General features: G+C 71.7%; 26 protein-coding genes. 16 read left to right on the top strand and 10 right to left on the bottom strand.

Translation table 11 applies throughout. The features are described from left to right. Nucleotides 1–65: 65 nt before the first annotated feature. Together VLI41_RS00175 and VLI41_RS00170 are read left to right on the top strand one after the other, a co-directional pair. On the top strand, nt 66–1,280 hold the full coding sequence (locus VLI41_RS00175; protein WP_325266026.1) for a CaiB/BaiF CoA-transferase family protein: 1,215 nt from the start codon (nt 66–68) through the stop codon (nt 1,278–1,280). A 47-nt stretch (nt 1,281–1,327) separates the two neighbouring features. Then, nucleotides 1,328–1,702: a VOC family protein gene (locus VLI41_RS00170; RefSeq protein ID WP_325266025.1), complete on the top strand. Its 375-nt coding sequence runs from the start codon at nt 1,328–1,330 to the stop codon at nt 1,700–1,702. A 251-nt stretch (nt 1,703–1,953) separates the two neighbouring features. On the opposite strand, the gene VLI41_RS00165 is transcribed toward VLI41_RS00170, so the two are convergent. Then, entirely contained in the window at nt 1,954–3,372 is a 1,419-nt protein-coding gene (locus VLI41_RS00165) for an HWE histidine kinase domain-containing protein (protein ID WP_325266024.1), read from the bottom strand. Between the two features lie 184 nt (nt 3,373–3,556). On the opposite strand from VLI41_RS00165, the gene VLI41_RS00160 reads away from it, so the two are divergent. The 3 genes from VLI41_RS00160 to VLI41_RS00150 all read left to right on the top strand — a co-directional run bounded on the left by VLI41_RS00160 (nt 3,557) and on the right by VLI41_RS00150 (nt 4,522). Further along, on the top strand, nt 3,557–3,865 hold the full coding sequence (locus tag VLI41_RS00160; protein WP_325266023.1) for a glycine zipper domain-containing protein: 309 nt from the start codon (nt 3,557–3,559) through the stop codon (nt 3,863–3,865). A gap of 20 nt (nt 3,866–3,885) precedes the next feature. After that, nucleotides 3,886–4,248, top strand: coding sequence for a hypothetical protein (locus tag VLI41_RS00155; RefSeq protein WP_325266022.1), 363 nt, complete (start codon nt 3,886–3,888; stop codon nt 4,246–4,248). 100 nt (nt 4,249–4,348) lie between these two features. Beyond that, complete coding sequence (locus tag VLI41_RS00150) at nt 4,349–4,522, top strand: DUF1328 domain-containing protein (protein WP_325266021.1); 174 nt, start codon at nt 4,349–4,351, stop codon at nt 4,520–4,522. Here the strand turns inward: VLI41_RS00150 and VLI41_RS00145 are convergent. The 3 genes from VLI41_RS00145 to VLI41_RS00135 are packed head-to-tail and all read right to left on the bottom strand — an operon-like array spanning nt 4,519 to nt 6,567. Continuing rightward, a complete protein-coding gene (locus VLI41_RS00145) occupies nt 4,519–5,322 on the bottom strand; it encodes a metallophosphoesterase (RefSeq protein ID WP_325266020.1) in 804 nt (267 codons plus the stop codon). The genes VLI41_RS00150 and VLI41_RS00145 overlap by 4 nt on opposite strands. 5 nt (nt 5,323–5,327) lie before the next feature. Continuing rightward, a complete protein-coding gene (locus VLI41_RS00140; RefSeq protein ID WP_325266019.1) occupies nt 5,328–6,194 on the bottom strand; it encodes a diacylglycerol/lipid kinase family protein in 867 nt (288 codons plus the stop codon). Between the two features lie 22 nt (nt 6,195–6,216). Beyond that, a complete protein-coding gene (locus VLI41_RS00135) occupies nt 6,217–6,567 on the bottom strand; it encodes a hypothetical protein (protein WP_325266018.1) in 351 nt (116 codons plus the stop codon). A gap of 123 nt (nt 6,568–6,690) precedes the next feature. Here VLI41_RS00135 and VLI41_RS00130 point away from each other — a divergent pair, with 123 nt between their 5' ends. The 4 genes from VLI41_RS00130 (at nt 6,691) to VLI41_RS00115 (ending at nt 8,487) form a co-directional block, all read left to right on the top strand. Further along, on the top strand, nt 6,691–7,038 hold the full coding sequence (locus tag VLI41_RS00130; protein ID WP_325266017.1) for a YMGG-like glycine zipper-containing protein: 348 nt from the start codon (nt 6,691–6,693) through the stop codon (nt 7,036–7,038). Nucleotides 7,039–7,112: 74 nt separating this feature from the next. Next, nucleotides 7,113–7,559, top strand: a complete 447-nt coding sequence (locus VLI41_RS00125; RefSeq protein ID WP_325266016.1) for an OmpA family protein — start codon at nt 7,113–7,115, stop codon at nt 7,557–7,559. 409 nt (nt 7,560–7,968) lie between these two features. Further along, nucleotides 7,969–8,178, top strand: a complete 210-nt coding sequence (locus tag VLI41_RS00120; protein WP_325266015.1) for a hypothetical protein — start codon at nt 7,969–7,971, stop codon at nt 8,176–8,178. Nucleotides 8,179–8,190: 12 nt separating this feature from the next. Continuing rightward, on the top strand, nt 8,191–8,487 hold the full coding sequence (locus tag VLI41_RS00115; protein ID WP_325266014.1) for a hypothetical protein: 297 nt from the start codon (nt 8,191–8,193) through the stop codon (nt 8,485–8,487). A 46-nt stretch (nt 8,488–8,533) separates the two neighbouring features. Here VLI41_RS00115 and VLI41_RS00110 read toward each other — a convergent pair whose 3' ends face one another. Both VLI41_RS00110 and VLI41_RS00105 read right to left on the bottom strand, forming a co-directional pair. After that, nucleotides 8,534–8,707, bottom strand: coding sequence for a DUF1328 family protein (locus VLI41_RS00110; RefSeq protein ID WP_325266013.1), 174 nt, complete (start codon nt 8,705–8,707; stop codon nt 8,534–8,536). Between the two features lie 81 nt (nt 8,708–8,788). Continuing rightward, complete coding sequence (locus VLI41_RS00105) at nt 8,789–9,589, bottom strand: response regulator (RefSeq protein WP_325266012.1); 801 nt, start codon at nt 9,587–9,589, stop codon at nt 8,789–8,791. A 165-nt stretch (nt 9,590–9,754) separates the two neighbouring features. Between VLI41_RS00105 and VLI41_RS00100 the strand changes: the two genes are divergently transcribed. Genes VLI41_RS00100 through VLI41_RS00085 form a run of 4 tightly spaced genes read left to right on the top strand, consistent with a single transcriptional unit; the run spans nt 9,755 to nt 12,528 of the window. Then, nucleotides 9,755–10,003 carry a NepR family anti-sigma factor gene (locus tag VLI41_RS00100; protein ID WP_325266011.1) on the top strand — a complete coding sequence of 83 codons (249 nt, stop codon included), beginning with the start codon at nt 9,755–9,757 and terminating at the stop codon, nt 10,001–10,003. Further along, nucleotides 10,003–10,605, top strand: coding sequence for a sigma-70 family RNA polymerase sigma factor (locus tag VLI41_RS00095; RefSeq protein WP_325266010.1), 603 nt, complete (start codon nt 10,003–10,005; stop codon nt 10,603–10,605). The genes VLI41_RS00100 and VLI41_RS00095 overlap by 1 nt, the downstream gene beginning before the upstream one ends. Before the next feature lie 17 nt (nt 10,606–10,622). Beyond that, complete coding sequence (locus tag VLI41_RS00090; protein WP_325266009.1) at nt 10,623–12,347, top strand: sensor histidine kinase; 1,725 nt, start codon at nt 10,623–10,625, stop codon at nt 12,345–12,347. 43 nt (nt 12,348–12,390) lie between these two features. Beyond that, nucleotides 12,391–12,528, top strand: coding sequence for an entericidin A/B family lipoprotein (locus tag VLI41_RS00085; protein ID WP_325266008.1), 138 nt, complete (start codon nt 12,391–12,393; stop codon nt 12,526–12,528). Nucleotides 12,529–12,582: 54 nt separating this feature from the next. Here the strand turns inward: VLI41_RS00085 and VLI41_RS00080 are convergent, their stop codons facing one another. The 3 genes from VLI41_RS00080 to chpT all read right to left on the bottom strand — a co-directional run bounded on the left by VLI41_RS00080 (nt 12,583) and on the right by chpT (nt 14,497). After that, entirely contained in the window at nt 12,583–13,386 is an 804-nt protein-coding gene (locus VLI41_RS00080; protein WP_325266007.1) for a CheR family methyltransferase, read from the bottom strand. Then, on the bottom strand, nt 13,383–13,748 hold the full coding sequence (locus VLI41_RS00075; protein WP_325266006.1) for a response regulator: 366 nt from the start codon (nt 13,746–13,748) through the stop codon (nt 13,383–13,385). The genes VLI41_RS00080 and VLI41_RS00075 overlap by 4 nt, the downstream gene beginning before the upstream one ends. Before the next feature lie 68 nt (nt 13,749–13,816). Continuing rightward, complete coding sequence (chpT, locus tag VLI41_RS00070) at nt 13,817–14,497, bottom strand: histidine phosphotransferase ChpT (RefSeq protein WP_325266005.1); 681 nt, start codon at nt 14,495–14,497, stop codon at nt 13,817–13,819. A 98-nt stretch (nt 14,498–14,595) separates the two neighbouring features. Between chpT and cysQ the strand changes: the two genes are divergently transcribed. Continuing rightward, entirely contained in the window at nt 14,596–15,363 is a 768-nt protein-coding gene (gene cysQ, locus VLI41_RS00065; RefSeq protein WP_325266004.1) for a 3'(2'),5'-bisphosphate nucleotidase CysQ, read from the top strand. Between the two features lie 31 nt (nt 15,364–15,394). Here cysQ and VLI41_RS00060 read toward each other — a convergent pair whose 3' ends face one another. Next, nucleotides 15,395–15,580 carry a hypothetical protein gene (locus VLI41_RS00060; RefSeq protein WP_325266003.1) on the bottom strand — a complete coding sequence of 62 codons (186 nt, stop codon included), beginning with the start codon at nt 15,578–15,580 and terminating at the stop codon, nt 15,395–15,397. A gap of 165 nt (nt 15,581–15,745) precedes the next feature. Between VLI41_RS00060 and VLI41_RS00055 the strand changes: the two genes are divergently transcribed. Further along, nucleotides 15,746–16,570, top strand: coding sequence for an enoyl-CoA hydratase/isomerase family protein (locus VLI41_RS00055; RefSeq protein ID WP_325266002.1), 825 nt, complete (start codon nt 15,746–15,748; stop codon nt 16,568–16,570). 44 nt (nt 16,571–16,614) lie between these two features. Then, a partial coding sequence (locus tag VLI41_RS00050) for an acyl-CoA dehydrogenase family protein (protein WP_325266001.1) occupies nt 16,615–17,726 on the top strand: 1,112 nt, incomplete at its 3' end.

Genomic DNA, 17,726 nt, shown 5'->3' with positions numbered 1-17,726 from the left:
CAGGCTCCTGGCCCAATCCCCAAACCCACGCTTGCCTCCCGCGTTCCTTGATCGAGCCTCGCCCCATGACCGACCCCGCCGCAAAGACCGAAGGCCCCCTCGCCGGCCTGCGGGTCATCGAGATGGGCACGCTGATCGCCGGGCCGTTCTGCGGCCAGATCCTCGGCGACTTCGGCGCCGAGGTGATCAAGATCGAGGACCCGAGGACCGGCGATCCGATGCGCCAGTGGGGCCGCAGCCTGCCCAAGGGCCTCTCGCCCTGGTGGCCGGTGATCGGACGCAACAAGAAGTCGGTCGGGCTCGACCTGCGGACGCCTGACGGCCAGGCGATCGCGCGCCGGCTGATCGGCGGGGCCGACATCGTGGTGGAGAACTTCCGCCCCGGGGCGATGGAGAAGTGGGGGCTCTCCTACGAGAGCCTCGCGGCGGGGAATCCGCGCCTGATCATGGCCCGCATCTCCGGCTTCGGGCAGACCGGCCCTTACGCCCAGCGCGCGGGGTACGGCCTGATCGGCGAGGCGATGGGCGGCCTGCGCTATGTGACGGGCGAGCCGGACCGGCCGCCGGCGCGGGCCGGCATCTCGATCGGCGACAGCCTGGCGGCGATGCACGCGGCCATGGGGATCCTGATGGCGCTGCACGCCCGCGAGCGCACCGGCCGCGGCCAGGTGATCGATGCGGCGCTCTACGAGAGCGTGCTGGCGGTGATGGAGAACCTGGTCACCGAATACGACCTGACCGGCTACATCCGCGAACGCTCCGGCTCGATCCTGCCCGGCATCGCGCCGTCCAACGCCTATCCCTGCGCGGGCGGCGAGCTGATCCTGATCGGCGGCAACGGCGACACCGTGTTCGCGCGGCTGTGCGAGGCGATCGGCCGCCCGGAGCTGGCGCGCGAGCCGAAGTTCCGCGACCACGCGGCGCGCGGGATCAACCAGGCCGAGCTCGACGCGACCATCGCCGAATGGACGCAGGACCGGCGGCTGGAGGAGCTCCTCGCGCTGCTGCAGACGCACGGCGTGCCCGCGAGCCGGGTCTACCGCGCCCCCGACATGCTGGAGGATCCGCAGTTCCGGGCCCGCGAAGACATCGTCGAGCTGCCGCACCCGGTGTTCGGCAAGCTGAAGATGCAGAACGCCTTCCCGAAGCTGTCCGAGACGCCCGGGCGGGTGCGCTGGCCGGGCCCCGCGCTGGGCGAGCACACCGATCAGGTGCTGAAGGACCTCGCCGGCTGCTCGGAGGCTCGCCTGGCCGAGCTCAAGGCCAAGGGCGTGATCTGAGGTTTGACAATCTCACCACCCGGCCAATCATCGAGACGGAGGCGGCCATGACGATACAGCTCGATCATCTCATCTTGCCGGTCTCGGACGTCGAACGGAGCGTTCGCTTCTATCACCGCGTGCTGGGCTTCAGGTACGAGCCGGTGGCCTTGGTGAGGGTCACGCCGACACTGGTGCTGCAGCTGATCCCGCGCGCCCCGGAGGTCAGCCAGCACCTCGCCTTCTCCATGACGCGCGAGGAGTTCCAAGGCGCCGTCGAGCGGCTGCGCGCCGCGGAGATCCCGTTCGGCGACGATTTCGACTCGGTCGGCAACATGAAGGGGCCGGGGAAGGCTCACGGTTCGCAGAAGGACGGCGACTCGATCTACTTCCGCGACCCGGACGGCCATATGCTCGAAATCATCCACTACGAGCTTGCCTAGGGTCGCCGCGCGACCCTCATCTGGCGTGCTCGCAACGCCGCCCTCTCGCGCCGGACAGACGCAGTCCTGTCGACGGCGGCGCGACTGCGGGCATGGAGGCAGGGTCGCTTGATCCGGGCGAGGTCCCCTGGCCGCCGGTCCGGCCCCTGCGGCCCCCGCCGCAGATCCCCCATGCAGCTTGTTACAGCTTAGCTTGGGGCGAGGCGAGGCGGCGCCTTGTCCCAGGGGGGGCCGGCGACCGGGAGGCGAGGTCAGGCCGGCGTCAGCAGCTCGGCCACGGCGACGGCGACCTGGGTCACGTCGTAGGGCTTGCGGATCACCGGCGCATCGAACCCGCCCGGCGCGCCGCCGGTCTCGCCGTAGCCGGTCGCGAACAGGAAGGGGACGCGCCGGGCGGTGAGCGCCTCGGCCACCGGCGCGACGGAGCGGCCGTTGAGGTTGGCGTCGAGCACCGCGGCGTCGATCGGCCGGTCGAGCAGGCCCATCGCCTCCTCCAGTTCATAGGCCGGGCCGATCACCTGGGCGCCGGCCTCGGAGAGCCCGGTCTCCAGCTCCAGGGCGAGGAGCACCGCGTCCTCGACGATCAGCACGCGCGCGCCCTTCAGGTTCGAGGGGCGGTTGACGGGGCGCGGCGAGACGAGCTCGGTGACCCGCGCCGACGGCGCCTCCGGCACGGTCTCGGGCCTGGGCGCGATGGCGCCGGCTCCCGCCCGCAGACGCACCCGCACCCCGGATGGGCGATACTGGATTTCCGCCTGGCCGTTGAGCTCGCGGCCGGTCACCTGCTCCAGCAGGGTGGAGCCGAAGCCTCGGGTGGCGGGCGGCGCGACGCGGGGACCGCCGGTTTCGGCCCAGTCGAGCTCGAACCCCTCGGAAACCCGCCGCCAGCGCACGTCGACCCGGCCGCTGTCCATGGAGAGCGCGCCGAACTTCACCGCGTTGGCGGCCAGCTCGTGGAAGGCCAGCGCCAGGGCGTTGGCGGCCCTCGGCGTGAGGAACAGCTCCGGCCCGCGCCAGCTGGTCTGGCCCGGCGCGATGGCGCCGAGCTCGGCGGCCGCGAGATGATCCACGGCGGCCCCGCGCCAGCGGGCGGCGGTGAGCAGCTCGTTGGCCGAGGCCATGGCCTTCAGCCGGCCGGCGAAATTCTGCAGGAACACGTCGAGCGAGGTGGTCTGCCGGGCGGTCTGATAGGCGAGCGCCTGCACAGCGGCGAGCACGTTCTTCACCCGGTGGTCGAGCTCGGCCATCAGCGAGGTGCGGCGCTCCTCCTCGAGCTCGTGGCCGGTAATGTCCTGCACGACGCCGGTCACCCGCACCGGCCGGCCATCCGGGGCGCGCACCACGATCCCTGTCGTCCTGACGCAGACGATGGCGCCGTCGTCGGGCCGGACGTGGCGGAAGACCGCCTCGAAGCGGTCGCCGGCCGCGAGCGCGCGTTCGCGCGACTGGCGCAGCGCGGGCAAGTCGTCGGGGTGCACGGCGCACTCCAGGGCGCGCCCGCCCTCGGCGGCGTGCTCGCCGGCCGCCAGGCCGGTGATCGCGGCCATGCGCTCGCTGACCGCGAGCCGGTCGCGCTCGATGTCCCACTCGAACTCGCCGAGACCCGCGGCCTCCAGGGCCAGCTCCAGGCGGCGGCGGTCGGTCGGTCGGCCCACCTCTTGGCGCGTCATGCGGCCATACATAGGGCCGCCCAATCGTCAGCGCGACCAGGAACCGCCGCCGGTGACCCGCGTTTCGCCGATCGAGGGGGAGGCTCCGCCTTTGCACCAGGGGCGGAACCGGCCTACGATGTTCAACGTTGACGCTTGCGCTCCTCCGGTTGCGCGCCGGGGCTGCCTTTTCGGAGACACCCACATGCCTGCGAACGCCGCCGATTTCGCCGACGAGACGACCAAGACCACGTCCGACACGGGCGGCCGCCTGACGGCCGAGGCTCAGCGCAGCTTCGCTGACGCCCGCGCGCGGATCGAGCAGGCCGTGCAGGACGGCCTCGAGCAGCTGCGCGCCCAGTCGCGCGCCTATGCCGACACCGCCAGCCAGCAGCTCGAACAGGCCCAGCAGTATGTGACGGAGCGGGTCCGCGAGCGGCCGCTCGCCGCCACCGGGGCGGCGCTTGGCGTCGGCGTGCTCATCGGTCTGCTGCTCTCTTCCGGCCGACGTTGATCTTCAAGAAACTGATCTCGATGGTGGCCGCGATCGCTGCGATCGCGGCCGCGGCGGCGGTATGCGTGGTGGCGCTCGCCTACACGCTCTACGCCGTCGTGCGCGACCTGGTCGGCCCGGCCTGGGGCGCGGCGGCGGTGGCGCTCGCCGCAGCGATAATCGCGCTCGTGCTGGCCTTCCTGCTGACCCGCAAGGCCAATCCGAAGCGGCCCAAGGGCGATCAGCAGAACCTCACCGGCCGCCTGGTCGAGCTCGCCCGCGAGCGGCCGCTGGTCGCCGCCGGCGCGATCGCCGCCGCCGTGGCGGTGATCGTGAAGAATCCCCGCATCCTGACCGCCGTGGTCTCCGCCGCTTTCGCCAGCCGCGGCGCGCGGAAGTCCTGAGGCCGGCGGGAACGGCGCCTCCAAGCAGACGTTGAGTGCGGCGCGGGCGAGCGCCCGCACTCGTCAGCGCCACTCTCTGGCGCGTTTGGAGAAACTCGCAATGCTAGGCTGGGCCCTGACTTTCCTGGTGATCGCACTGATCGCCGCTGTGCTCGGCTTCACGACAATCGCAGGGGCGGCGATAGGTGTGGCCAAGATCCTGTTCTACGTCTTCCTCGTGCTGTTCCTTGTCTCGCTCGTGATGCACTTCGTGCGAGGAAGGCCAACGCTCTAGCTCCGGCCGGCGCCGGAAGGACGCCGGTCGACAGACCAAGTGCGATACGGCTCGAAGTGCGAGCCGGTCCAAGCAAGGGCGGCGATGCGAATCGCCGCCCTTTCGATTTCCACGACATTGAAGCCGGCGGGAGTCCCGCGCTCGCGGACCGACAGCGTGCCGGCGCCGACGGCGTAGGTGGCGCCGTCGCCGAACGGATAGGCCCAGGCGAACGGCGCATGGATGTGACCCGAGAGCACGAGGTCGACACGGGCCTCGGCGAACAGCCGCGCCGCCGCGGCGCCGTTCCACACCCGCGCGGTCATCGGGCCGCCGATCATCTCCATCAGCGGATGATGACAGGCCACGATCCGTATGCACTCCGCGTCTGCGGCGGCGAGCCAGCGCGCCGCGGCGCGCGCCTCGCGCGGGGCGACCTGGCCTTTCGACCAATTGAGACGGGCCTGCGCGCCGCGGGCGGTGTTCAGGCCGCGCACGGCGAAGCCGTTTCCCTGGTAGGTCTGGACGGCGGCCGGACCGATCGTCGCCTCGAACCGGCGGAACGGGGCGAAGATCCGCTCCGCCCAGGCCAGGTACGGCGCATCGTGGTTGCCGGGGGTCACGAGCCGAGGCCCCCTCAGGGCCGAAAGCCATTCCGCGGCGCGGGCGAATTCCCGCCGCTCGGCGTAGCGGGTGAGGTCGCCCGAGACCACCACCAGGTCGTAGGCGCTCGCGTTGAGATGATCCAGGGCGGCGGCGACGGCGGCGCGGTTCTCGCCGCCGAAGTGAATGTCCGACAGGTGGGCGAGCCGGAGCGGCATGGGGTTCAGAGGTCTTTCGGCGGTGCGAGCACGCGGGCGACGGCCGGTCGGTAGGCGACTTCGGCCTGGCTGTTCAAGCGGACGAGTTCGCCGTCGAGCAGAGCGGGAATGCGGCCGGCGGCCCAGACCCGGCCCCGACCGCACGGCGCGGTCTCCACGGCCGGCGCGTCGCGCCAGTCGCCGACCAGGGCGTGGAAGCCCAGGCGGAAGGCGTCGGCCGCGCCGTTGAGGTCGAGCGCGGCGGCCTCCAGCGCCTTCGCCTCGTCGGGCAGCGCGCGCGAGACGTGCGGGCACAGGAAGACCAGCGCCTCGGCCCGGGCGCGGCGGCCCTCATCCAGGGCGTAGCGCAGCCGGCCCGAGAAGGCGCGCTTCACGGCGCGGCGCGCCCGCAGCCAGGCGAGCGTCAGCGCGTGCTCCCGGACCGCCTCGCGCGCGGCGCCCCACCACGCCGGCGCGCCCAGCAGGGCTGCGACGAGGAAGCACCGGCCCTCGACCTCGCCGCCCGCCAGGGTGCGGACCTCGCCCTGCGCGAGGGCGACGCTGAGCGCGTCGGGCCAGGACCGGTCGCCGTAGAGGGCGCGCGGCAGGACGTTCATCGTGCCGCCCGGCAGCGGCGCGATCACCGGGCCCGCGGGGCCGCAGAGCTCGGCGGCGGCGCGCGCCGTGCCGTCGCCGGCCAGGAGGATCAGCAGGTCGGGGCCCGCGTCCACCGCGGCGCGCAGGCAATTCGTCAGGTCGTGGCTGGCCGGCGCGCAGACGTGGGGGGTCAGCCCGTGATCGAGACAGATCTTCTCGATTTCCGCAGGCGTGTCCGCGGTCACGCCGCCCGAGGCGAGGTTCGCCACCACCTCGACGCGGCGGATGCGGCTCACGGAGCTTCGGGACCTCGCCGGATCAGCCGGCGCCGCTGGACGTCGCGGCCCTGGCGGCGCCGCCCGCCCTCTGGCGGGCGTTGTCGGCGGCCTGGCGCGCGGCGGGGCCGGCGCGGTTGGCGGCGATCGCCAGTCCGTCGTCCATCATGGCGCCGCCGCGGGCGAACGAGCCGTTCATGCCCGCCAGCACCAGCGACACCAGCCCGACGATGGCGCAGATGAAGGTGATGGTCATGAAGATCGGGTGACGGCGGCGGCGGGCGCGCTCGTCCAGCCGGCCGCGCTCGTAGGCGTGGCGCAGGTCGGCGCGGATGTCGCCCGCGTCGGCGGCCTCGGGGGCCTTCGCGTCGTCGTCCAGACGTCCGCCAACCATGGGAAATGCTCCGAATTCCGGTGTTGCGCGCATCCAACGGCGGCCGGGCCTCGCGGTTCCGGAGGGGAACTGGCCCGACCGCCTGGCGTTAGGGCGGCAGGGGACAGCCAAGGAGAGCCGTATATGCTCAAGCCATTGATCGCCCTTGCCGGCGCCAGCGTCCTGGTCGCGGCCTGCGCCGACGATCCGCACACGACCAACACCACCCTCGGCGGCGCCGCGCTCGGCGCAGTCGCCGGCGCGGTGGTCGGCAACAACCTGGCCCACGGCAGCACGCTCGGTGGCGCGGCCATCGGCGCGGCCATCGGCGGGGCCGCCGGCGCGGTGAAGGGCTGCCACGACGAAGGCGGCTGCGGCGCGCAAGCGGCGCCGAACCGGCGGCAGTACTATGATGAGCGCGCCGGCCGCTATTACTACTATGATCCGGCCACTGGCCGGTACTTCTGGGAAGACGGCACGCCCCGCTACTGAGCGGTCGTGCCACACTGGCGAGGGGCGGCCGGACCACCGGCCGCCCTTTGTCATGGGCGCTGGGGAGAAGGACGATGAAGCAGGCGATGAGGGCTGCGCTGGGCGCAGCGATGGTGCTGGGCGGCTGCGCGAGCCTGCAGCCGGCGCGATCACGGCTGGTGAGGGAGCCGCCCCGATGCGCCGACGAGACGGTGTCGATCTATTTCGAGCCGCAGTCGGCGCAGCTCACCCGCGAAAGCCGGCTGGTGGTCGATCAGGCCGCCAGCGCGGCCCGCGGCTGCCAGGTGCGGGCGGTGGAGGTGACCGGGCTCGCCGACGCCGCCGGGGCGCCGGCGGCGAATCTCGAGCTCTCCAACCGGCGCGCCGCCGCAGTCGGCCAGGCGCTGGCCGGCGCCGGGCTTCCGACCGTCGACCTCAAGCTTTCCGCCGCCGGCCAGGCGGGCGCCACGACGGCGGAGGGCCGCAGCGCCCCGCTCCGTCGGCGCGCCGAGGTGACCCTGCGGCTGGCGCCGGCGAAATAGGCTCCAGGCCCAAGATGAGCGCACAAAGAAAGGGCGGGTCCCGAGGGACCCGCCGAAGTGTGCATCATCGAGAAAAGGGGTGCGGAGACGGCAGACTGGCATGCTCGCCAGTCTCAAGTCGGGGGGGGCGTCGCCGCCTCCGCAATGGGCTAAACACCCACTCCCCCAGGAGCGTTCCGCGGGGTCCGCAGTTTTTTCCAAATTAATTTCGGCACCGGCGAGCCGCCGTCGCGGGCGCCGAGCCCCGCGCGGTGCAGCGATCGTTCACGCTTATCCACAGGCTTTGAAATTGCAAGGCTTTTATTGAGCCGAGCCGCGCTCGCCCGCGCAGCGGAACGTTCCGGCGAAGGCGGGCGTTTCGGAACATGACGGGCGAAGGGGGCCCGCCGGTCCGTGAGGAGGGCTCGCCGTGCATTCAGGCTTCACCTCGCGAAGCGGAATCGTCCTGGTCCGCACGCCCAGCTACCGCCAGCAGCGGGCGCGGCGACGCCTGCTGGTCATCTCGGCGGTGCTGGGGCTGGCGCTGGCCAGCGGATTGATCGGCTCCTTGACGGCGCCACGCATGGACGCCCACGCGCACGCCTCGACCGGGCCGTTCAGCTATTTCCCGTCCGAGTAAGGAGGCCGCTTCATGGCCAACTCCCATCGACCCTCAATCGGCGCGACGCGCGCCCGACAAGGCCGCAGAGGCCTGCCGATCCTGTGGGTGCTGGTGATCGGCATGGCGCTGGTGATCCTGGGCTTCCTGATCACCTGGGCGTTCCACGCCCGGGGGCTGTCTTCCGTCTCGCAGCCCTATGCGACCCAACCGTCGCAGGCGAACGGCTTCCAGGCGCCCCCGCCCAACGCCGCCAGCCGCCAGAACTATCAGAAGGGCGCGCCGCTCGCGCCCCGCAACGGCGGCAATCCGACCAACCCGCCGTCCTGATCGCCGGCCCGGCCGGCCGTCCGTGGGGCGCCGCCTGGGGCCGCCGCTAGAGCACCGACTGGCCGCGGAAGGCGCGGATCGCGAAGCTCACCACCAGCAACACGAGGAAGACGAAGAACAGGATCTTGGCGATGGTCGCGGCGATCCCGGCGAGGCCGAAGAAGCCCAGCAGGCCGGCCACCACGGCCACGATGGCGAAGACGACAGACCAACCGAGCATCGCGCTGAGCTCCATCCACATGACAAGGGCGCCGCGCGGGCGCCCTTGTGGATCAACGAAGGCGGAGCCGCCGCGTTCCGGTCAGGCGGCCTGACGGGACGCCTTGCGCGGATGGAAGAACAGCGCCTGGCCGATCGCCGCCTTCACGGTCTCCGGCTGGAAAGGCTTGGTGATCAGGAAGGTGGGCTCCGGCCGCTCGCCGGTCAGCAGGCGCTCTGGGAAGGCGGTGATGAAGATCACCGGCACGTCGAAGCGGGCCAGGATGTCCTTCACCGCGTCGATGCCCGACGAGCCGTCCGCCAGCTGGATATCGGCCAGCACCAGTCCGGGCGTCTTGCGGGCCACCGCGTCGATGGCTTCGGTGCGCGTGGCGGCGATGTCGACGACCGAATGGCCGAGCTCCTTGACCAGCGCCTCGATGTCGGCGGCGATCACCGGCTCGTCCTCGATGATCAGCACATCGGTCGCCAGTTCGGCGTCGATCTCGGCCTGCGCCTCGGAGATCAGCTTCTCCACCTCGGCAAAGTCGGCGCCCAGGATCTGGGCCGCTTCGGAGGGCGTGAAGCCTTCGAGGGCGGTGAGCAGGAACGCCTGGCGCGAGCGCGGGGCGATGCGCATCAGCCGCCGCGTGGTGTCGTCGGCGGCCGGATCGTCATCGGCAGGTCCCTCGAGCTGGGCGCCGGAGGAGCACCAGATGGCGTGGAACACGTGGTAGAGCGCGACGCGGGGCGTCAGGTTGGGATCGAGCACCCGTTCCCCGGCGGCCAGCGCTTCCAGCGCGACCCGGACATAGTGGTCGCCGGTCGTCTGATCGCCCGTCAGGGCGCGCGCGTACCGGCGCACGTAAGGCAGATGCGGTGCGAGTCGAGCGAGAAGACTCAAAGGCAACCCCTCCCTTGTAGGCTTGCCGGCGCGGGCATGCGCAAGTACGCCCGGCCGAGAGCCCATGATGTTCCAAAAACGTGAACGGCGGGAACTTGTTCCCAATCGGCCCCGTTTTCCGCATCTTGTACGCTCACTTAAGGGAACCGGCGACGGAGTCGGGCGTTGAGCGACGGCGAGAATACAAAGAGGGGGCGGCCGTCGCGAGAGCGGCACGCCGAAGAAATGATCGAGCAAAAACCTTCTGGCGAACGACGCAAGTCGTCCGCCGCCCTGGACGAAGCCCGCCTGCGCCAGCAGGCGATCGGCGTCCGCCTGCGCCAGATGTTCGACCAGGTGGTCAACGAAGACGTCCCGGACGAATTCCTCGAGATCCTGCGCCGCGCCGACAGCCGCTCCTCGGAGAAGGGCTGATGGACGAGGCCCAGCAACCCGCGCCGTCGCGTGAGACCGACGACGAGGCCTTCAAGCGTGAACTGGTCCAGCTCATCCCGCACCTGCGCGCCTTCGCGCGCACCCTGTGCGGCGATCCCGCGGCCGCCGACGACCTGGCGCAGGACGCGATGATGAAGGCCTGGGATGCGCGCGCGAGCTTCCAGATGGGCACCAACATGAAGGCCTGGACCTTCATGATCCTGCGCAACCAGTTCTATTCCGAGAAGCGCCGCTCCTGGCGCCAGAGTCAGCTCGACCAGGAAGCCGCCGAGCGCACCCTGGTGGCGGTCGACGATCCGGAAGCCCCGGTGGCGCTCGACGAGCTGCGCCAGGGTCTTTCCATGTTGCCGCCGGAACAGCGCGAAGCGCTCATCCTGGTCGGCGCCGGCGGCTTCGCCTACGAGGAGGCGGCCGAGATCTGCGGCTGCGCCGTGGGCACGGTGAAGAGCCGCGTGAGCCGGGCGCGCCGGGCGCTGCACGCCATCCTCGAGGGCGGCGCCTACGATCGGGACGGGGAGCCGGCGGGAGATGCGATGCGCTCTATCCTCGCCGATGCGGAGCGGCTAAGCACCGTCCGGTAAGGACGGATACGGGCTTCATGGCCGGCCTGCCCTGGGCATCGCTGAGCACCATCAGGGTTCGCCTCACCGCGGCGCTCGCCGCGGCTCTTCTGCCCGTGCTGCTGCTGGGCGTCCTGCAGTCGGCCATCGCCTTCAGCCGCGAGCGCGCGCAGCTGCAGCACAACCTGGGCTTTGCGGCCGAGCGCAGCGCGACCACGGCGCGGGCCCGCATGGAAGGCGCCGACATCCTGCTGCAGACCCTGGCGCCGGGGGCGATCGGCTATCAATGCGGCCAGCGCCTGGCCGAGGTGACCCAGCGCGTGCCGGGCTACGCCAATCTCATCCGCTTCGACAGCCGCGGGCGGGTGGCCTGCGCGGCCGGGGACGTGCCGCCCGACGCGCGCCGCGCTATGCGACCCTGGTTCCAGGCGCTCGCCGCCGGCCAGCAGCTGGTGGTCACGCGCGAAGCCGGCTCGCCTTACGCCGGCGAGCCGGCGGTGCTGGCCGCGGTGCGCGCCACCGCCCCCGACGGACGCTTCGACGGCGCCTTCGTGGCGGTGATCAAGCTGGCCAGCCTGGAACCCTCGGTCACCGATCCGATCCTGCCGGCCCATTCGGAGGTGGCCTTGGCCGAGTCCACCGGCCGCTTCATCACGCAGACCAACGCCGCCGCCTTCGGCGCCCTGCCCGCCAACTGGCGCGACAAGGTCCGCACCCAGGGCTCCTACGTCTGGTACGCGCGCGACGCCAAGGGCGAACGGCGGGTCTATTCGGCGGCCCCGGTCGTGGGCGAGGCGGTCTATGTGGTGCTCGCCGCGCGCTCGCCGGGGATCATCTCGTGGGCGTGGCTCAATCCGCTGTCGGGGATCGTCTTCCCGCTGCTGACGTTTGCGCTCGCGCTCGCCGCCGTCACCATGGTCACGGATCGCGTGGTCGTGCGCTGGATCGCCTATCTGCAGCGGATCGCGGCGCTCTATGCCCGCGGCCGGCTCTCCGTGCGCCCGGTCCAGGCCGACCAGATGCCGCCGGAGATCCGCGACCTCGCCGAGACCCTGGAGGACATGGCCGATGCGATCGTCGGACGCGACGCGTCCTTGCGCGACAGCCTGGCCCAGAAGGATGCGCTGATGCGCGAGATCCACCATCGGGTGAAGAACAACCTGCAGGTCATCTCGTCCCTCTTGAACATGCAGCAGCGCTCGCTCGCCGATCCGGCGGCGCGGGCGGCCATGTCGGACACCCGCCAGAGGATCACGGCGCTGGCGCTGATCTACCGCGCCCTCTACCAGGGCCCGGACCTGAAGCGGGTGGACCTGAGGCCGTTCCTCGAGGAGCTCACGGCGCAACTGGTGGCCGGCGAGATGCTGCACGGGCCCGCCGTGCGGACCGATCTCTCGGTCGAGGCGCTGATCATCGACCCGGACCGGCTCGCGCCGCTGGCGCTGTTCGCCGTCGAGGCCATCACCAACGCCCAGAAGCACGCCTTCGCCGAACGCGGCGGCGTGCTGAGGGTGGACTTCGCCGTTCACGGCGAGGAGGCCGAGCTCGCCATCTCCGACGACGGCCAGGCGCCCGACGGCGCGCTGGTGACCTCCGGCGTCGGGCGCACCCTGATGACCGCCTTTGCAAGGCAGCTGCGCGGGCGGGCCGAGCTGGTCCGCAACGCCGCGGGCGGAATCACCGCGCGCCTGATCTTCCCCAATCCGAGCGCCCCAGCGCACGGTCCGGTCGAGACCGGCGAGGGGAACCAGGCGGCAGCGTAGGCGTTCGGCGAACGCGACTCGCAAACCCCCCGGGAGATTCCCTATGCGCAAATTCGTCATCTTGGCGGCCTTCGCCGCCAGCTTCGCCGTGGCCGCCTGCAACACCGTCAAAGGTGCGGGACAGGACGTTTCGGCCGCCGGCCAAGCGGTGTCGCAGACCGCGCAGGACGCCAAGCACTAAGGCAAGCGGCGTTCGCAAACAGGCCCCGCCGTTCGGCGGCGGGGCTATCGCGCGTCAGGCGGCCTGGGCGACCGCCGCGCTCTGACGAAACAGGCCCGGCGCGCTCCCCAGCGGCTCGAGACCGAGCGCGTAGGCGGCGATGGCGTCGTGCGGCGAGAGCAAGAGGCAGCCGCCCGGCTTCAGCGCCGCCCGCAGAAGGGCGAGCACCCGGGTCCGCGCCGAGGGCCCCAGCGAGCTCAGGAGATAACGGCCGAGCACCAGATCGTAGCGGCCGGCCTCGGGCGCGTCCTGCAGCAGGTTTTCCCGCCGCCAGCGCAGCCCCGCGCGGAGCCGAGGCTTCACCGCGAAGCCCTCGCCCAGTTGCTCGAAGTGCTCGACAAGGCGTCCGGCGGAAAGCCCCTGCTGCACCTCGAAGGGGCTGTAGAGGCCGGCCTCGGCCTTGTCGATCAGCCGCTGGCTCAGGTCGGAACCGGTGATCTCCACGGCCGCCGGCGAGCGCCGCTCGGCCAGCAGCATGGCCAGGGAATAGACCTCCTGCCCCGCGCCGCAACCCGCGCTCCAGATGCGCAGCGGCTCGCCGCGGTGGAACGGCAGGGCGTCCAGCGCCGCCCCGAGCACCTCCGGGTCGCGGAAGAAGGCGGTCTGGGCGGGGGCCAGGGCCTCGACGATGGCCGATGAGAGCCGATCGTCGGCGCGATCGCGGGCGGCGCGGACCAGATCCGACGTCGAAAGGAAGCCCTCGCGGCGGGCGACCGGCGCCAGCGCCGATTCCATCAGATAGCCGGGCCGATGGTCGAGCCGCAGCCCGGCGCGCTCGGCGCAGAGCGCGGCCACGAAGGCGCGTTCGCGCGGCCTCATGCCGCCCCCGCGGCGTGGAGCTTGCCGGCCACGATGCCGGCGTCGAACGGCTTCATCATGAACTCGTCGGCCCCGGCCTCCAGGGCCTCGCGGATGCGGCCGAGCTCCGTCTCGACCGAGCAGAAGATGACCTTCGGTTCGGCCCCGCCGGGCTCGATGCGCAGGCGGCGCAGGAACTCGGGCCCGCTCATCACCGGCATCCGCCAGTCGAGGAGGATGGCCTGAGGCATGGCGGCGCGGCACTGGGCCAGGGCTTCCGCGCCGTCCGCGGCCTCGGCCACCCGGTAGCCCAGCTCTTCCAGGATGCGCCGCGCGACCTTGCGGATCACCCGGCTGTCGTCGACGACGAGGCAGGTCTTCACGGCGCCATCTCCTCCCGGCGCAAGTTGTCGCGCGCTATGGTTAAGGAGGCGTAGCGGGGCCGTTCGGCTCAGGCCGGGACCGTGGCGGCGAACACCACCTTCTCCTCGCCGATGTCGGCGAACACCCGCCCGCCGGCGTCGCCCAGGAACAGATGCACGTAATAGGCCTGCACCCAGTGGCCGCCCAGCCCGTCGCCGAGGGCCTGCCCCTGAAGCCCCCTCAGCACCTCCGGACGCAACCGGGCCCTCGGCCCCGCCGCTTCCACGGCGATGGCGATCGCGCCAGCCTCCTGCACCGCCCGGACCGTGGCCACACCGCCGGAGGGCAGGGCCGAGCCGGCCATCTGGGCGAGGTTCAGCAGGGTCCGCGCCGCCGGCTTGTTCACTGAGACCGGCTCGATGGTCCACGCCAGCTCGGCGCGCATGTGGCCGAACACGCCGCGGGCCAGCGCCTCCAGGTCGCGCGGATCGAAGGTCTCCGCGGAGGCCGAGGCGCCGAACGCCACCCGCGAGAAGGCCAGGAGATCGGCGAGCTTGCGCGCCGAAGCGCCGATCAGCGCCATGGCGTCTTCCCGCATGTCCTGCGCCGAGGGGTCTTCCAGGAGATCGAGCCCCGAGACGATGGCGCTCGCCGGGCTGATGAAGTCGTGGCACATGCGCGCCGCCAGGAAGGCGGCGAGCTGGGCCGGCAGCACTGTCGCGGCCGGCGCGGAAGGGGAAGCGTCGTCGGAGGCCGGCATGTCGCTCATGGACGGACCTTGGCGTGATTTGAGCCTTTGGAAAACCGCCGCCGCCGCCTAAGAGGGCGCTCGAGCGATGCGGAGTTTGGGGCGGGGTCCTGGCCAGCGTGAGCGTGATCGACGACGTGGGGCCGCAGCTGGCCGAGATCTGCCAGGCCGCGGCGCAACTGATTCTGCCGCTCTGGCGCTCGGGGCTGGCGGTGAGCCAGAAGGCCGACGAGAGCCCGGTCACCGAGGCCGATCAGCGGGCCGAGACGCTGATCCTTGAGGCGCTGCGCAAACGCTTCCCCGAGGTCCCGATCATCGCCGAAGAGGACGCCGCCCGCTTCGGCACGCCCGACGCCATCGGCCCGAGGTTCTTCCTGGTCGATCCGCTCGACGGCACCAAGGCCTTCGTGCGCGGCGACGCCCATTTCACGGTCAACATCGGCCTGATCGACCACGGCCGGCCCGTTGCGGGCGCGGTGGCGGCGCCGCCGACCGGCGAAGTCTGGTTCACCGCGCAGGGCCGGGCCCTGAAGCGCACCGGCGGCGGCGCGGCGGCGGCCGTCCATGTGCGGCCGTGGCCCGCGGGCGAGGCGCTGGTGCTGATCAGCCACACCATGAAGCCGGAGACGGTGGAGAGCCTGCGCGGCCAGTACGGCTTCGACCGCAGCGAGGCGATGGACTCCTCGATCAAGCTCTGCCGGATCGCCGAGGGCGCGGCCGATGTCTATCCCCGGCACGGCCCGACCATGGAATGGGACATCGCCGCCGGCCACGCGGTGCTCGAGGCGGCGGGCGGGCGGCTCACCACGCCGGACGGCCAGCCGTTCAGCTACGGCAAGGCGGACGAGGGCTTCCGCAACGGCTGGTTCGTGGCCCGCGGCGGCTGATCGCCCTGTCTCGCGGAGTCGCGAGGCGGGCTCAGATATGCTTGGGCAGGTTCCAGTCGGCGGAGGCGGGGCCCGAGGCGACGGCGGGCTCGGCCGCGACCTTGGAGGCCGCCGCGCGGCTCGGCTGGTCGAACGCGAGCACGCCGAAGAAGCCCAGCGCGAACGCGATCACCGCCAGCCAGGCGAAGGGCTTCAGGACAGCTGCAGCGCCGTGCATCCTCGGCGGCTCCTTGCGACGTCTCGCCCCGATCAACACCAATGGCGTCAACTGGTTGCGCCGGCGCAGCCGCAGGGCGGCGGATTCCAGCCCGCGCCGGCGCAACAGCGCTTTCCCTGCCACGCCATCGGCGCGATGCTTCCGGGAAGCCGAACGGAGGACGCCATGGCCTATGATGCGGTGGATTACGAGACCCTCACCCTGGAGCGCCGCGGGCAGATCGCGGTGCTCACCTTGAACCGGCCCGACCGTCTGAACGCCATTTCCCAGGGACTCCGGCGCGAGGTCGAACAGGCGGTGGAGGCCGTGCGGGGCGACGACGAGGCCCGCGCGCTGGTGCTGACCGGCGCCGGGCGCGGCTTCTGCGCCGGCGCGGATCTGTTGGGCACGGGCCCGGTGGCGACCGGCCGTCCGGAGGAGCCGACGTCGCAGGCGGGGCGCACGGACGAGATGGGTTGGGTCGGCCGCTGGGCGATGATGTGGCGCGGCTTCGACAAGCCGATCGTCGGCGCGATCAATGGGGTGGCGGCCGGCGCGGGCATGTCGACGGCGATGGCCTGCGACGTGCGGCTGGGCTCGCCCGCGGCCCGCTTCAAGAGCGTCTTCATCGAGCGCAGCCTGTCGCCGGATTCCGGCCTCTCCTACTTCCTGCCGCGGGTCGTGGGCTACGCCGCGGCCGCGGACATCATCTTCACCAGCCGCACCGTCGATGCCGAGGAGGCGCTGAGGATCGGGCTGCTGAACCGCATCGTGCCGGCCGAGAGCCTGCTCGACGAGGCGGTGGCCTACGCCGAGCAGATGGCGCAATGGCCACCGCTGGCGCTGCGCATGTCCAAGCGCGTGCTGCAGCACAATGTGGACGCCGAGATCGAGGACGCGCTCCGCTACGAAACCGTGGGCCTGGGCTACGCCCGCAAGGCGCCGAACGACGTGAAGGAGTCCCGCGCCGCCTTCCTGGAGAAGCGCAAAGGCGTCTACACGGGGACCTGAATTGGCGGCATAAGCCCCGCGCCGCCCAGGGAGACGAAAAGCGCATGGCCCTCGATACCGGCGAAAGCCGAAGCCAGAAGACCTTCCGCTGGGACGATCCGCTGGACCTGGCCTCGCGGCTCTCCGACGAGGAGCGGATGATCTGGGAGGCGGCGCGCGCCTACGCCCGCGACAAGCTGCTGCCGCGGGTGGTCTCGGCCTTCGCCGAGGAGCGGTTTGACCGCGAGATCATGACCGAGATGGGCGCGCTGGGCTTCCTGGGCGCGACGCTGCCCGAAACCTATGGCGGCGCCGGCGTCAGCCACGTCGCCTACGGCCTGATCGCCCGCGAGGTGGAGGCCATCGATTCCGGCTACCGCTCGGCGATGAGCGTGCAGTCCTCGCTGGTGATGTACCCGATCTACGCCTTCGGCTCGGAGGCGCAGAAGCGGAGGTTCCTGCCGGGCATGGCCAAGGGCGAGATCGTGGGCTGCTTCGGCCTGACCGAGGCGGACGGCGGCTCCGACCCGGGCGCGATGCGGACCGTCGCCAGGCCCGTCGCCGGCGGCTACCGGCTCTCCGGGGCGAAGATGTGGATCACCAACGCCCCCATCGCCGACGTGGCGCTGGTCTGGGCCAAGCTGGAGGGCGTGATCCGCGGGTTCCTGGTGGAGCGCGGGGCCGAGGGGTTCGAGACGCCGAAGATCCAGAACAAGCTGTCGCTGCGCACCTCGGTCACGGGCGAGATCGCGCTGGCCGACGTGTTCGTCCCCGAGGAGATGCTGCTGCCGAACGTCTCGGGCCTGCGGGGGCCGTTCTCCTGCCTCAACAAGGCCCGCTACGGCATCGCCTGGGGGGCCATGGGCGCGGCGGAGTTCTGCTTCCACGCGAGCCGCGATTACGCCGCGACGCGCAAGGTGTTCGGCAAGCCGCTCGCCGCCCGCCAGCTGGTCCAGAAGAAGCTCGCCGACATGCAGACCGAGATCGCGCTGGGCTTCGAAGGGGCCTTGGCTCTTGGGCGTCTGATCGACGAAGGCGCCTGGGTCCCGGAAGCCATCTCGATGCTGAAGCGCAACAACGCCGGCAAGGCCCTGGCCATCGCCCGCGAGGCCCGCGACATCCACGGCGGCGCCGGCATCACCGGCCAGCACCACGTGATGCGGCACCTGATGAACCT

Origin of the sequence: Phenylobacterium sp. (assembly GCF_035475775.1) — a bacterium.
In the GTDB taxonomy this organism is placed as follows: Bacteria; Pseudomonadota; Alphaproteobacteria; order Caulobacterales; family Caulobacteraceae; genus Phenylobacterium.
Note: the sequence above shows the minus strand (reverse complement) of the source record. Positions and strands in the feature narration are given on the sequence as shown.